General features: G+C 50.5%; 13 protein-coding genes. 10 read left to right on the top strand and 3 right to left on the bottom strand.

Going from position 1 to position 14,908, the window contains the following annotated elements; translation table 11 throughout:
- The first annotated feature begins 156 nt into the window (after positions 1-156).
- The 10 genes from JZI27_RS14420 to JZI27_RS14375 all read left to right on the top strand — a co-directional run bounded on the left by JZI27_RS14420 (position 157) and on the right by JZI27_RS14375 (position 11,719).
- A complete protein-coding gene (locus JZI27_RS14420; RefSeq protein ID WP_280207919.1) occupies positions 157-1,332 on the top strand; it encodes a HEAT repeat domain-containing protein in 1,176 nt (391 codons plus the stop codon).
- A gap of 17 nt (positions 1,333-1,349) precedes the next feature.
- The gene (locus JZI27_RS14415) at positions 1,350-2,792 is read left to right on the top strand and encodes a glycosyltransferase family 2 protein (RefSeq protein WP_280207918.1); all 1,443 of its coding nucleotides are present in this window, start codon (positions 1,350-1,352) and stop codon (positions 2,790-2,792) included.
- Entirely contained in the window at positions 2,789-3,577 is a 789-nt protein-coding gene (locus JZI27_RS14410) for a response regulator transcription factor (RefSeq protein WP_122910459.1), read from the top strand. The genes JZI27_RS14415 and JZI27_RS14410 overlap by 4 nt, the downstream gene beginning before the upstream one ends.
- A 25-nt stretch (positions 3,578-3,602) precedes the next feature.
- Entirely contained in the window at positions 3,603-4,964 is a 1,362-nt protein-coding gene (locus tag JZI27_RS14405) for a nucleotide sugar dehydrogenase (protein WP_280207917.1), read from the top strand.
- A 48-nt stretch (positions 4,965-5,012) separates the two neighbouring features.
- Positions 5,013-6,845, top strand: coding sequence for a glutamine--fructose-6-phosphate transaminase (isomerizing) (gene glmS / locus JZI27_RS14400; protein WP_280207916.1), 1,833 nt, complete (start codon positions 5,013-5,015; stop codon positions 6,843-6,845).
- A gap of 50 nt (positions 6,846-6,895) precedes the next feature.
- Positions 6,896-7,102, top strand: a complete 207-nt coding sequence (locus JZI27_RS14395) for a YwzD family small protein (protein WP_122910462.1) — start codon at positions 6,896-6,898, stop codon at positions 7,100-7,102.
- The gene (gene glmU / locus JZI27_RS14390) at positions 7,099-8,466 is read left to right on the top strand and encodes a bifunctional UDP-N-acetylglucosamine diphosphorylase/glucosamine-1-phosphate N-acetyltransferase GlmU (protein WP_280207914.1); all 1,368 of its coding nucleotides are present in this window, start codon (positions 7,099-7,101) and stop codon (positions 8,464-8,466) included. Before JZI27_RS14395 ends, glmU begins: the two co-directional genes overlap by 4 nt.
- A gap of 5 nt (positions 8,467-8,471) precedes the next feature.
- Positions 8,472-9,398, top strand: a complete 927-nt coding sequence (locus JZI27_RS14385; RefSeq protein WP_280207913.1) for a hypothetical protein — start codon at positions 8,472-8,474, stop codon at positions 9,396-9,398.
- 3 nt (positions 9,399-9,401) lie between these two features.
- Complete coding sequence (locus JZI27_RS14380; protein WP_280207912.1) at positions 9,402-11,096, top strand: hypothetical protein; 1,695 nt, start codon at positions 9,402-9,404, stop codon at positions 11,094-11,096.
- Between the two features lie 71 nt (positions 11,097-11,167).
- On the top strand, positions 11,168-11,719 hold the full coding sequence (locus JZI27_RS14375; protein WP_280207911.1) for a hypothetical protein: 552 nt from the start codon (positions 11,168-11,170) through the stop codon (positions 11,717-11,719).
- 228 nt (positions 11,720-11,947) lie between these two features.
- Here the strand turns inward: JZI27_RS14375 and JZI27_RS14370 are convergent, their stop codons facing one another.
- The 3 genes from JZI27_RS14370 to JZI27_RS14360 form a co-directional block, all read right to left on the bottom strand.
- A complete protein-coding gene (locus JZI27_RS14370; protein ID WP_280207910.1) occupies positions 11,948-12,898 on the bottom strand; it encodes a hypothetical protein in 951 nt (316 codons plus the stop codon).
- Between the two features lie 139 nt (positions 12,899-13,037).
- Positions 13,038-13,514 carry a GNAT family N-acetyltransferase gene (locus JZI27_RS14365; RefSeq protein ID WP_122910468.1) on the bottom strand — a complete coding sequence of 159 codons (477 nt, stop codon included), beginning with the start codon at positions 13,512-13,514 and terminating at the stop codon, positions 13,038-13,040.
- Between the two features lie 6 nt (positions 13,515-13,520).
- Positions 13,521-14,831: a YheC/YheD family endospore coat-associated protein gene (locus JZI27_RS14360; RefSeq protein WP_251243741.1), complete on the bottom strand. Its 1,311-nt coding sequence runs from the start codon at positions 14,829-14,831 to the stop codon at positions 13,521-13,523.
- Between the last annotated feature and the right edge of the window lie 77 nt (positions 14,832-14,908).

Below are 14,908 nucleotides of genomic sequence, written 5' to 3'. Positions count from 1 at the left end.
GCACGAAAACACCTGAATACCGAAGATTATGATGATTTTGAATGCTGTGAAAAAATTAATGCAACGCTAGTGATCCGCTGATTCAAAAAATATTTCAGGAATTGGATGTACCTGTCACTAAAGAGATCAAACCTTGATTGGATGGGGAGTGGAAATGTGGAGACACCACTATCGTTTGCCGTCTACTTTCTTTACTTCATATGCGGAGTGACGGTGCTTGGCCTGATCTTGCTCTTGGCTCTGAAGCTTCGGCACATTGCTGCAGATAAACAGGAGAAGACGTGTCTGGAAAAATACAAAGACTACTTTATCTACTTGCAGGCCTATGGAGAAGAAGAGGAACGCCTGAAACTGCCACCCGGCAATCTCACACGAAGGGAAAAGCAGATTATCCAGAAAAAGCTGTTTGAGCTTCTGGAGCGTTTTACCGGGATTCACCGTCAAAAGCTGATCGTGCTCTGTGTGGACATGGGCTTGGAAGAACTGGATTTAAACCGGCTGAACAGCTGGTGGAAATGGACGAAGATCGACGCTGCCTTCAATCTCGGTATGATGCGCTCCGGGAAAGCGGTAGAAGGGCTCCTTCGCCTGCTGAAAAAAAGCGACTTCGATTCTACCATTTTCATCATCTCCCGTGCGATCGCCAAATGTGCGCGGAGCGAGAAGGATTTGCGCCAGATGGTGGAGCTGTTGGCTGCTCATCGGAAAAATTGCCACCAGTTGATCGTCGATATTTTGGGCGACAGTCATCTGGATACAGGGCCCTTGCTCGTCTCTTTCCTGAAGGAAGAGGATGCCGATCTGATCAAGATTGGATTGATTGGTCTGTCTGCCCACGCACAGCCCAATATGGACCCGATCCTGCATGCGCTCGTTGATTCGGCTGACAAGGAAGTCAGGATCAAGGTCGTCAAGCTGCTGTGCCGCGACGTGCGCTACCTCACTGCGAAGAATGTCAATCTGTTCATGACGCATCCTGATTGGGAGCTGCGTTCGATCATGGCAAAAGCGATTGGAGCCTTGGGATTGTCACAGTATATTCCATTGCTGAAGCGAGCAGTCAAAGATCCGCACTGGTGGGTCGCGCACAACAGTACGAACAGTTTGGCACAGCTGCAAGTAGAAGGCTTCATGGCACTGTGCGCAATTATGGAGGAGGAGCAGGACAGCCGCATCCGTGAGATGGCCCATCAGGTGGTCCAAAAAGAGCTGGAGCGGGGGAGACATAACCTGGTCGATTTGGATCAGCAGATCAGCTACAACCAAAAACTCTATTTCTACCAAAAGTGGAACAAGAAATCGATGAAAACGGTCCATGCACTGGAAAAGTAGGCTGAAGGGAGGATGTTATGAGAGAGTTCTTGCTTTACTACGGGATATTCGCCACCTATTACGTCATCGTCATCAACTCGCTGTACTTCATCATTATGATGTTCTCGTTCAAGAGCATCATGAGCATTCTCAAAAGCTCCCTGTACTCGCGCTTTCAGGCTTTGTCCGGCTCCAAGCATGTACCGCCGATCTCGATCCTGGTACCTGCGTACAACGAGGAGTTGACGATTATTGAGAACGTCAGGTCCTTGCTGTCACTCCATTATCCCGAGTACGAGGTTATCGTGGTCAACGACGGTTCTGGTGATGAGACCCTTCAGGTGTTGATTGAGGAATTCAAGCTTCAGGAATCGAGCAACGCGGTCATTCAGCCTGTTCTGAATACAGGGAATGTACGAGGGATTTACCATAATCCCGCTTACCCCAATCTTTATCTGATCGATAAGGAAAACGGCGGTAAGGCAGATTCGCTCAACGCAGGGATCAACCTTTCCCACTACCCGTTGATTGCGTCCATCGATGCCGATTCGCTTTTGGAAAAGGATGCATTGATTCGCATTGCTCGCGTCTATATGGAAAATCCCGAGGAAACGGTGGCAATAGGCGGAGATATTCGCATTGCCAATGGCTGCAAAATCGAGGACGGAATCGTCAGCGAGATTCGCCTGCCTAACAAGTTTTTGCCGATGATGCAATCGGTGGAATACCTCAAGGCATTTTTGGGAGGACGAATCGGGTGGAGTGCGATCAATGGCTTGATTATCGTCTCCGGTGCTTTTGGCGTTTTTCGCAAGGATTATGTGATTAAGGTAGGCGGCTATCGCGAGGGCTACCCAGGTGAGGATATGAATATCATCATCAAACTGCACAAGTACATGCTGGAAAACAACCTGCCCTATCGCGTCGCATTTTGCCCGGATGCAGTCTGCTGGACACAGGCTCCAGACACGTGGAAGATCCTGGGCAGTCAACGCCGCAGATGGGGTCGAGGAAACCTGAAAAACATGATTGAGTACGGTAAAAACATGGTGCTTCGACCCAAGTACAAAATATTTGGATTAGTGACATTGCCGTACAATATCCTTTTTGAAACACTAAACCCTTACTTCCGCATCACGGGATTATTGGCCCTGATCGGCTATGCCTTGATGGATATGACCAACGTAGATGTGTTGCTGCTCTACGGGTCACTCAACATCGTCTATGGGTTGCTGCTTGGAATAGGTGCGCTGCTGCTGGAAGAAATCGCGTTTCGGCGTTATCCGCGGTTTCAGGATATCGTCAAAATGCTTTTCTATACCATTCTGATGTTCTTCGGCTACCGACAGATTGGCGTGGTCTGGAGATTCCTCGGTCATATCGAATACATGCGAAATAACAACTCGTGGGGAACGATGACCCGAACCAGTTGGAAAGTCGAAGAGAACAAAACCATTTCAAGTCTGGAGGTAAGAGGATGAGTAATCTCGTAGCGACACTCTATCAGCTGATTGAAGCTTCGGAATCAAGTCATTTCCGATGCGGCATTATCCTGGTGAGCTGCAAGGATTTGAGCGTGGAAGGATTGGAGACTGTCAAAAGAGATTTAGCTCACAACAGCTCCAAAGAAGAGGCGCATTACGCTTTTGACCAAAACACGCAAGTACTGAGCATCTTTTTAAAGCATCAAAAGCTGAGCGATACCCATTTTCATGCGCTCCTGGTGAAGGATTATCTGCAGAACGCGAATCTTCTGGCTGGCAGCTTGCTGATCGCCAGCTTCGAGGAGTGCACGCGAGCGACAGGTCAACTGCTGCGAAGCATGCATCATGCTGTGATGGAGCTAGCCGGGGTTGGTGAGATCAAGCTGTTTGATCCCCAAGCAGAGGATGCTGGGGATAGTGCAGCCAGCATATTGCTCGTCAATCATGACGAGGCCGTCAACGAGTTCCTGAGCATTTATCTGGAGAGAAAAGGCTACCAGGTAATCGTCGCCAATGACGGTGTGGACGGGGTTCAGAAATACCAGGAGATGACCCCAGATCTGGTCATCACAGACCTGAACCTGCCGATCATGAATGGCTATCAGATGATAGAGAGGATCAAGCATTCGGATGCTGAGAGAGGCAGCAAGATCGTCATTCTCACAGACAAACGCTTGGAAGAAGACGTGAAAAAATCATTTGCACTCGGTGCCTCCGACTACATAACGAAACCTTTTTCACCGGTTGAATTGGCGGCACGAGTAAAGCGATTGATTTCATAAAGAGAGCCAAAGGGGAGAGCCGAGTATGGGGAGATTCGAGGAATTGCAGAAAAAAATTGTGGATAGAACAGCAAAGGTTGGTGTGATCGGACTTGGATATGTTGGTTTGCCACTTGCTGTAGAGACCATCAAGGGCGGCTATACCGTCGTCGGGATCGATCTGCATCCAGGGAAAATCGATAGTTTGAAAGCAGGCGTATCCTACGTTCAGGATATTTCCAATGAGACCTTGCAGGAATGCCTGGCAACGAAACGTTTTTATCCAACAACGGATTACAGCGCCATTGAAAATCTGGATGCAGTCAGCATTTGCGTCCCTACTCCGCTCAGTCCCAATCAGGACCCCGACACATCGTACATTACCAATGTTGTCAATCAGCTGAAGAAGTACATGAAACAAGGGATGCTGATTACATTGGAGAGCACCACCTATCCCGGCACGACGGAAGAGCTGATTCAGTGGGAGCTGGAAAAGCTGGGGTATCAGGCGGGAGAAGACTTTTTCCTCTGCTATTCGCCAGAACGGGTAGACCCGGGAAATCGAAATTTCAACACGCACAACACGCCGAAAATCATCGGTGGCACAACGCCGAAATGCATCGAGCTGGGCACGGCCCTCTATGGCAATCTGGTGAAGACCGTGGTTCCGGTATCCACACCAAAGGTAGCGGAAATGTCCAAGCTTTTGGAAAACACCTTCCGCAGTGTCAACATCGCCTTTATGAACGAAATGGCGTTGATGTGCGACAAAATGGGCATCAACGTGTGGGAAGTGATCAAGGCTGCATCGACAAAGCCATTCGGATACATGCCGTTTTATCCAGGCCCAGGCATCGGTGGTCATTGCATTCCACTTGATCCGATGTACCTGTCCTGGAAAGCAAAAGGCTTCCGTTTTCACAGTCAGTTCATTGATATCGCGCAATCCATCAATGACAGCATGCCGGATTATGTCCTGCACAAGACCGTACAGGTGCTGAATCTGTACGCAAAATCGATCAACAGCTCCAAAATTCTCATCTTGGGAATGGCATACAAGCCAGACGTAGACGATCTTCGCGAGTCGCCTGGGCTGGAACTCTATGAGCAGTTCAAGAAAAACGGAGCTACCGTGGACTATTATGATCCGCATGCCAAACACTTCGTGAACAAGGCTGGACAATCTGTCCATTCTATCGACTACGATCTGGAACGGTTCCGCACCTATGATTGCATGGTGCTCATCACTAATCACAAAAGCTTTGATTATCAGGAGCTTGCTGATCTGGGAGTGGCTGTTATCGATACGCGCAATGCATTTGAAGGTGTGGAAGGCTCCCACATTTACAAGATCGGGATGGCTGTTTCGGTCCCGCAACAAAAGGAAATCGTCAGCCTGCTCGCCTAGACGACAGGCTTGACGATTCGGCCTGAACTTAAGGGAGGTAAGCATAACATGTGTGGAATTATGGGCTATATCGGATATAGAGAGGCACAGCCTCTATTGATACACGGTCTGAGAAAACTCGAATATCGCGGCTATGATTCTGCCGGGATTGCTGTATGCGATGGAGAAAAAATCGCGGTCAGCAAAGCGAAGGGACGAATTGATGTTCTGGATCAGCACGTGCAAAAAGCAAGTCTCTCAGGAACGATGGGTATCGGCCACACCAGATGGGCGACACATGGACGTCCGTCAGATGAAAACTCCCATCCGCATACGGACGAAACAGGCAAATTTGTGCTCGTTCACAATGGCATTATCGAAAACTACCTCGATATCAAAGAAGAGTTGAGCAATGAAGGCATTGTGTTTTCATCGGAGACGGATACCGAAGTGATAGCCCACTTGCTAGCCAAGCACTACGACGGCGATCTCGTCGCGGCAGTCAGACAGGTAGCTGGAAATATTCGCGGAGCTTACGCACTGGCAGTCATGAGTGAGTACGAACCCGACAAGCTCGTTGCAATCCGCTATGCCAGTCCTTTGATCATCGGTGTGGGTGACAATGAAAAGTTCATTGGCTCCGACATCCCGGCTATTCTGGAGCATACACGTGATGTCTACGTCATGGAGGATGGCGATCTGGCCATCCTGACCCCGGATTCACTGCTGCTACAGGATATCGATACCGGTCAGCCGATCGACCGCAAACAAATCCGGATTGAATGGGACAAGGAACAAGCTGAAAAAGACGGCTTTGATCACTACATGCTCAAGGAGATCCATGAGCAGCCGCGTTCACTTCGCAATACGATGGCAGGACGGATCGACGAAGCCAAGCGGGAAATTGCGATGCCAGACCTGGGGCTTTTGCCGGAAGCTGTGAAGGAGATCGAGAAAATCTATATCGTGGCTTGCGGTACCGCTTATCACGCGGGCATGATCGGGAAGCACGTGTTTGAAAGTCTGGCGCACATCCCGGTCGAGGTGGATGTCGCCTCCGAGTTTCGCTACCGCAATCCGCTTTTCTCACAGAAAATGCTCACTGTCGTCGTGAGTCAATCCGGTGAGACGGCAGATACCCTGGCTGCGCTGCGTGAAGCACAGCGAAACGGCTCCCGCGTATTGGCAATCACCAACGTCGTGGGAAGCTCCATCGCGCGCGAGGCAGATTACGTCATCACGACAAACGCCGGACCGGAGATCGCAGTAGCCTCGACCAAAGCCTATACGTCTCAGGTCATTGCCTTTTATTTGCTGGGTCTGTACTTTGCCCAGGTAAAACAGACCATTGCTGCAAATGAAAGAGAGGCTCTGCTGCATGCGATGACCCAGCTGCCTGACCAGGTGGAGAAAATCTTGACGCATGCGGATGAAATTCGCGCGTATGCAGCATCTATCAAAGATGAAAGCCAGATGTTCTTTATCGGTCGCGGTCTCGATTACGCCGTTTCTCTGGAAGGCTCTCTGAAGCTGAAGGAAATTTCCTACATCCATTCGGAAGCCTATGCGGCAGGAGAATTGAAGCACGGGACCCTGGCCTTGATCGAAGAAGGGACACGCGTGGTTGCGCTGTCTACCCAAGCCCATTTGCACGAAAAAATGGTCAGCAATATTACAGAGATCAAAGCCAGAGGAGCGGTCGTATTGGGCATAGCGCTAGAAGACAACATGGAATTGCACCGCTCAGTGGATGACGTATGCCTGATCCCGGCGACGCACCCGCTCCTAGCACCGATCCTGAGTGTCATCCCGCTCCAGCTTATCTCGTATTACACGGCTGTAGCTTTGGGTAATGATGTGGATCGGCCTCGCAATCTGGCCAAGAGTGTAACGGTCGAGTAGCGTTTTCCAAAGGACGGTATTCACAATAAGACGACGAGGAGGTCCGTCACATGAGCAACTCGGATGGAAGGTTGAATCAGGAGACCCTGCTTCAGATCATGCTTCAGGCTTATCAGCTTGGCATGCAGAAAAAAGAGATCGATTCCCGCATGATCATCGACAGTTTAACCACTGCATTGAAACCGTACTTCCCGCAGGAGGAGCAAGTGGGGCGGGCCACTCTCAGCACGAGAAGTCAACAGGAGGCGATTGGATGAGTGTTCATGCTGTAGTTCTGGCAGCCGGAAAAGGCACGCGTATGAAGTCAAACCTCTACAAAGTCATGCATCCCGTATGCGGAAAACCGATGATCGAGCATGTGGTTGATCTGCTGGAGGATATGGCCTTGAGTCATCTGGTCGTCGTCATCGGGCACGGCGCAGAAGCTGTGAAGGAACACTTGGGAGCAAGAGTAGAGTACGCATTCCAACCGGAGCAGCTGGGGACGGCCCACGCCGTATCGATGAGCAGTCCAATCCTGCAAGACAAAGAAGGAGTGACCATTGTCCTTAATGGAGATACCCCGTTAGTCAGAAAAGAGACACTGCAAAAGCTGGTTCTCCACCATTTGAGCAAGCAGGCAGCTGCTACCGTACTGACCTCCATCGTAGACGATCCTACCGGATATGGACGAATCATCCGTGATGAAAACGGAGACGTGCGAAAAATCGTCGAAGAGAAAGATGCAACCCTAGGACAAAAAAAAGTGTGCGAGATCAGCACGGGTATCTTTTGCTTCGACAATCAAAAGCTGTTCCAGAGCTTGCCGCAGATCAAGAACGACAACGCCCAGGGAGAGTACTACCTCCCCGATGTCATCGCGATTTTGCAGGAGCAATCCTGCACCGTATCCGCCTGCATCTGCGAAGATCCTGATGAGGGAACAGGTGTGAACGATCGCATCCAGCTTGCCCATACGGAAAAGCTGCTCCGCAAGCGGATCAATGAAGGACATATGCGCAACGGCGTCACCATTATTGATCCAGCCACGACGTACATTGAGGCGGATGTGCGAATTGGACAAGATTCGGTGATCTATCCGGGCAGCTTTATATGCGGAAACACGCGGATCGCGGAAGGCTGCAGAATCGGTCCTCATGTACATCTGACTGATTGTCAGGTGGATCAGGGGGTAAACCTTTCCTTTTCCACGGTGGCGGGGAGCGCGATTCATGCACAGGCTTCTGTCGGACCCTATGCCTATATCCGTCCGGGATCAGACGTCGGCGTTGGAGCGAAAGTCGGAGATTTCGTGGAGTTGAAGAACACACGTCTTGGCGATTATTCCAAGGTGTCGCATCTCTCGTACCTGGGAGACAGTGAGGTAGGCAGCCATGTCAACATCGGATGCGGAACCATTTCGGTGAACGATGACGGGACAACTAAACAGAAGACGACGATTGAGGATCATTCCTTTATCGGCTGCAATGTCAATCTGATCGCTCCGGTAACGGTCGGGGCAGGTGCATACGTAGCAGCGGGCTCTACGATCACAGACCACGTCCCGAGCAAAGCGTTGGCGATAGCCAGAGAGCGGCAAGTGAACAAGGAAAACTACCGCAAAAAAGTGGAGATGACCTAGGCAGGATGACCAGAACGTGGCTAGGGCGAACAAGCCTCCGCAAAAAACGGTTATGGCTGCCGCTGCTGCTCACTTTGCTGCTGATTTTCCTGTCCGTGGTCGCGCAAAGACCAACGCTGACCAAGGCGACATGGATATGGGATGCCCAACTGATCGCTTCCCAGCCAGAGGAAATCGTTGCCTTTGCCAAACAGAACCAGATCAACCTGATTTATTTGCAAATCAAGCCAGTCGAGATCTCTCCTCGGGACTACCGCACCTTCAACCGGCTCGCGAGTCGCGCAGGGATCAAGGTCGAGGCGCTAAGCGGAGATCCCAATTGGGTGTTTACACGCAATCGCGACAGTATCGGCGACCTCATCGCTTGGGTAAAGGCGTTTAATAACAGGGCAGCGGAAGACGAACGATTTCAGGGCATTCATGTCGATATTGAGCCGTATCTCCTTCCTGAATGGAAGAAGGAGAGGGACGGTGTCGTGCTTCAATGGATGAAGAATATGGAGTATCTGGTCGCTGAGACGAAAAAGGACACCAGTCTGTTGGTCAGCGCGGATCTTCCCTTTTGGATTGATTCGGTCCATGTCCCTGGAACACAAGAACCATTGAGCAGCTGGATGCTTCAAAGGCTGGACAGCATCACGCTGATGGCCTATCGCAATTTCGCAGATGGACCCAATGGCATCTTGAGCATCGTGGAAAAAATCGTCGACGATGCGAACGACCAGAAGCAAAGATCGGTCGTTGTTGGGGTCAACATCCTGGATTCCGGGGAAGGGGCTCACGTCAGCTTTCATGAGCGTGGAACGGAGGAAATGATGAGCGAGCTGGCAATCCTGCACCGGGCACTTGCTGACAACCCAGGTTATGGCGGCAGTGCAATCCATGATTATGAAAGCTGGAAGCAGGTAAGTCAAAGAGAGGAGAAGCTGTGATGAATGAAAGCCAAGAGCCTAACATTTAGCTTTCTCTGCCTCACGATCGGCTTTTTATTCGGCTTTTCCTCAGCGGATCAGAAGAGTAAAGCCACCTGGATCTGGCAGTCTGAGAAGATCGGGGAGGAGAGACAGGAGATACTCGATTTTTCCAGAGAGAACAACATCGATATCATCTACTTGCGCTTTGACATGTCCAGATCCTTTGCCTATTACCGTTCCTTCATCAGTGAAGCGTATGCGCAAGGGATCAGGGTCCATGCGGTAGCGGGTCATCCGGCCTGGGCATTGGAGGCACACCAGGCGCGAATGCTGCAAATCGTCGATTGGGTGAAGGAGTACAACCAAGAGGCATCCACGGAAGAACGCATTCACGGGATTCAATTGGATATTGAGCCGTACCTGCTGAAGCAGTGGAATCAAGATCGTGCACAGGTCGTGCGTGAATGGCAAACCAACATGCGTGTATTCACAGAAGCAGTCAAGCAGGACTCCGTTCTGGAGACAAGTGCCGCATTGGCGTTTTGGCTCGACGAAATTCCTTCTGAGGACGGAGAGGAAGCGCCTCTTTCCACCTGGATGATTCGTCAATTCGATACGCTTGCGATCATGGCTTACCGAGACCAGATGACGGGTCCCAACGGTATTCTGTCATTGATAGAGTCAGAGATGGAGGATGCTGACCGGATGGGCAAAAAGATGCTGGTAGCTGTTAACCTCAAACACATGGACGAGGACCATACGACGTTCGCAGAAGAGGGGACGGACGAGATGGAGAAGCAGCTGGAGCTTTTCCCGCAACACCTGGAACAGCATCCCTCCTACGCAGGAGTAGCCATTCACGACTACAGGTATTGGAAGGAGCTAGCCCCTGCTACGATTCCTCCAGAAAAGCCTTCCCACTATCTGGGTACGTACATTTGGCGGGCAGAGCTGCTGCATACAGAAAAAGAGGAAATTCTCGCTTTTACCAAAGAGCATGATATCAACCTCTTGTACATACGGATCGATATGAGCTTATCCACCTCCAAATACCGTGAATTTATTCAGGAAGCGAGAGCTGCAGGAATAGAGGTTCACGCGATGGGAGGACATCCGATCTGGGCTCTGGAGGAGAGTCGCGGCAAGATTCTCAGATTGGTCAAATGGGTTAAGCAGTATAACGAGAGTGTAGGTGAGGATGAGCGATTTGAAGGTGTTCATCTGGACATCGAGCCTTACGTCATGCCGATTTGGCGTACAGACAAAGAAGGACTGCTGCGCCAATGGATGGAGAACATCCAGGCTTTTGTTCAAGAGATGGAACAAAGTTCAAAGCTGAAAACAAGCGTCGACTTAGCCGCCTGGCTGGATAATTCGCCGACTCCCGGACAGACAGACTTGCCATTCAGCCATTGGATGATCAGTCAGCTGGACCACACGACGATGATGGCATTCCGTGATTTCGCAGAGGGACCCGGCGGTATATTGAGTCTGGTGGACAGTGAAATCAAGTACGCGGAGAGCATTGGTAAAGAAGTGATTGTCGCCGTCGAAATGAAAGAGAGTCATGAAGGCAAGTACGTATCCTTCTACGAGGAAGGAAAAGCGGAGATGATGAAGCAGCTTGACCTCGTGACGCGAGCGCTGCAAGTGTATTCTTCCTTTAAAGGTATTGCCGTTCACGCTTATGAATACTGGAAACATGCAAAAGAATAATTCTTCCGGGCAGTAACCTGGCGTCTCCTGTTGTACAATAAGGAAAAGGCAACAGGAGAGGATACAAGACCATGCGTGATGTGCCGAACCGTTATCAGGGACTGCCTCCTCGAACATCAGACATGCTGTACAATATCGTCCGTAAGTTTTACCGAGGTGCTGTCAGCCACTACGATCTGATTCAGGAAAAAAAAGAAGAGGTGCGCGTTGCCTGTCAAAAGAGTCACGGGAACCAAAATGATGCGCAACTGCTTCAAGCGCTGACGACCTTGTTTCTGGAGTTTCATTTTTATGTGACCTGCTGGCTGCAGATCGAGCTTGCCTTGTACCGATTGGCGAAGAAGGATGAGGCGTTGGCTATGGTCCGGGAGGCGTTTTTGCCGGTGTTGGAAAAGCATCTGGTAGTCAGAGAACAGCTCGAGCAAACAGAAGCGTGTGTCCGTGGGCAGCTCGCACAAGAAGAGGATATCGCCACCTTGATCGATCAGGATGCCTACCGCTTTGGCGCGATCACATTTACGGTGGATGAACAAAGCTTGCAGAGCCTACATGCCTTATATCAAGCGATTCAAGCGGCTCGACAGGAAGCTGCGGAAAATGAGGGTGTTCCGAAAGTAGAGTAATGTTCAACAAAACGCTTGAACAGCAAGAAGATTCGATACGACATGTACTGGAAAATGAGGGGCGAAAGGTCAAGGAATTCAAACGAAGCGACGATGACTATATCGATGATATTCTCATGTACAAATTTGTATAGAAAAAAGGAGGTTGCCTGCAAGCCTGAAGACTTGCGACAACCTCCTTTTCATTCCACACGGAAGAAATCTCCATTGAGGTATGCTTACCTGATCTTAGAAGCTGCCTGGAAAGATCGAGCCTGTATGCGCTGGAGCTTGTCCTGCATTCAGGGAGCGCACCTCTTGCACGTTTGTACCAGCAAAGTTCGGTGAGAAGACCGATTGTGCGCCTGCTCCGAACGGGCTTGAATAAGCTTGGAGCTGCTGTGGCTGCTGGGAGTAGTACGACTGTTGCTGTTGGTATCCGCCAGACATTAGAGACGGGGAGGAGTAACCCGCTTGATTGTTTTGACGAACCTCCTGTGCATTGGTACCTGCGAAGCCAGGGGAGAACACGCTTCCGGTGCCGGCACTGAATGGCTGAGCTTGCATCTGGGCTGCGTAACCGATGCTGTTTTGTCCAGCATAGCCAGTGTTATTGCGAGCTTGAACCTCTTGTGTATTGGTACCCGCAAAGCCCGGGGAGTAAATGCTTCCAACTCCTCCGCTGTAGAGCTGAGCTTGGCCTTGGGCAGCGTATCCGCTTTGCATAGGCAGTGCGTTCATGCTGCTGTAGCCGGTGTAGCTGCTGTTGTTGCGGGCTTGGACCTCCTGCGTGTTCGTTCCGGCGAAGCCAGGAGAGAAGATTGAGTTAGCCTGCATGCCGTAAGATGGCTGGAAGGCAGCCTGGTTTTGCTGGAAGCCACCCATTTGTGCTTGTTGATAGTTTTGCTGTGGAGCGGCATAGCCAGCGTTGAGCTGTCTTACCTCTTGCGTGTTGGTGTTTGCAAAGCCTGGCTGAAACATCGATTGTGCTGAAGCGCTGCCAAGGTTTCCGCTGTACGACATCGTTCCGTATGTAGGGGTGATAGATGTCTGAGTGTGGCCACCTTGATTCCAGTGCTGCACCTCTTGTGTGTTGGTGCCGGCATAGCCTGGCTGGAACATGGAATTGGCAGATTGCGGAATGCTGGATAGTTGATTTTGCTGATTAGTCATCATGTTGTTGATTGTGTTGTAGGTCATGATTGACCACCTCCTGCCATTACTTTTTACCAAGGATTGCAAGCTGATACATGAATGAACATAGCAAGAGAATTTCAAAAACTTGGTCTATCCATCCTTGAAATCACCCTCTTGTACCATCAAAAAACATGCCGGTCCATTAGCCGGCATGTTCCTGCAAATCCTCTGGTTTCCAATGACCATGAGCAAGCCATAGGGTTGGCTTGCCAGTCGGCCCGATCGAAGCTTTTACCAGTTCAAACCCCAGGCTTCGAAATAAAGCCAGGCTTGCTTCATTATCCATCGCGACTCGCACGTACAATTTGGGCAATAGCTGACATGTATATGCAGTCAAGGATTTGCCAATTCCGCGATGGCGGTATCGTTTGTCTACGACGAGAAAGGAGTGCTGCAAACCGAACCGGCAGACTGCGAACAAACCGACTACCTGCTTGCCGCGCATGGCCAGCACCAGACTGGATTCATGAGATGAGAGCATCTTGGGCTTTAGCTTGTCGAGCCAATCCAGAGCTTGCTTGGTGATCCGCCGATCTCCTTCCTGTCGGACAAAACGAAGCAGGGTGGCTTGCGATTCAGCCAATGCTTGTGGGGGTAATTGTAGGTATTTCAGTTTCATAGTCCTCTATCCTGCCTGTAATCCACGTCCGTTTTGCAAACGGGAGACGTATTGTGCGTAATGAATCAGATTGGAAAGGGAAAGCCGACGTATTGCGGGTTCATCGAATTTTTCCGGTTTTGCATTGGCTTCGAAAAACCAGATACTCCCATCGGTAGTCAGCCCCAAATCCATCGACATCTCGGCCAGATCCTTGATCTCATTGTGCAAGGAACCGGCTATGGTGAGGGCGGTCTGATGGATGCTCTCCTCTACTTTTTGCGCGTCATCTGGAAACAGCGCTTGTAGAACGCTGGAAAGAGAGTGGATGGAGCCGCCGCGAGGAACATGGGTCGTGATGCTCTGGGAACCTGCTCGTCGGATTCCGACCCCTGTCACACCCCACTCACCTTTGCCGTCTTTTTGGACGAGAACGCGCAGGTCAAAAGGCTTTCCACGATAGCGCGCCCGTCTGATTCCTTGCTGCATAATGTATTTCTTTTGCCGCACATGCCCTTTTACGTACTTCCAAAGATCCTCCAGATTGGAAAAACGGCGTGTGATGGCTTTATAGTCTTTTAGGCGCTGGACACGCCAGCCTTCGTTTTTGTACTCAATTCTCATGATTCCTTCGCCTGCTTTGCCACGAACGGGTTTGAGGTACACAAAGTGATGCTCGGAGCAAAAATGGCGGAAGCGGGCAAGTGTATCGAGTTTCTTGGTGTCAGGGAGATTGGGCTGGACTTCAGGGTATTCCTTCAAGATCGAAAATAGCTCCTGCTTATCAAAGAAACAGCGATTGAATAGAGTTACATTGGGCATCTCATTCACTTTCTCCAAGGTTTGGCGCACTTTTGTCTGCTGCTCTGCCTTTCGCGTAGGTATGCGGTTGTAGATCACATGCGGAAAGGGCATCACCACGTTCTGCCAGGTGTGATCTCGATCGTTGTACAGAAAACCGCGAACTCGCTTTTTCTCCCAATTGATGCCTTGGGGGGTGAAGACGAACACCAATGCACCCCATTTTTTCCCCGATAAACAGATATCTCTGAAGTTATCCCGATTCCCGACGAAAGTAGCCCCTTCTCCGACAGTCAGGATGCCAAGGATCGGTCCAATTCGCAGTGAATGGTTGATCATCTTCCAGTTGATCCGGGTGCGGATGCGACCAGGCTGTTGACTAGGGAGCCCTGTGTACAGCCGTTTTTGCTGAGAGAAGGGACCCAGACTGGCGATCAGTGGCTTGCCTCCACGTTTTGCTAATGCTTGACGCGGAAGCTGGACAAACCACTTGCCGCTGGGGAGGATGGTCAGCCACCCGGAGCGCAATTGAGGCATGGGTGTTCCTCCTTCCGTAAAAAACTATTATCGTGGACAGTTCCAGTTACCTTGCCAAGCGTCACAGAAATGATAAG

The sequence above is a fragment of the Brevibacillus sp. AY1 genome (genome assembly GCF_029870785.1).
GTDB classification, from domain to species: Bacteria; Bacillota; Bacilli; order Brevibacillales; family Brevibacillaceae; genus Brevibacillus; species Brevibacillus invocatus.
This window is presented reverse-complemented; position numbering and strand designations above follow the sequence as displayed.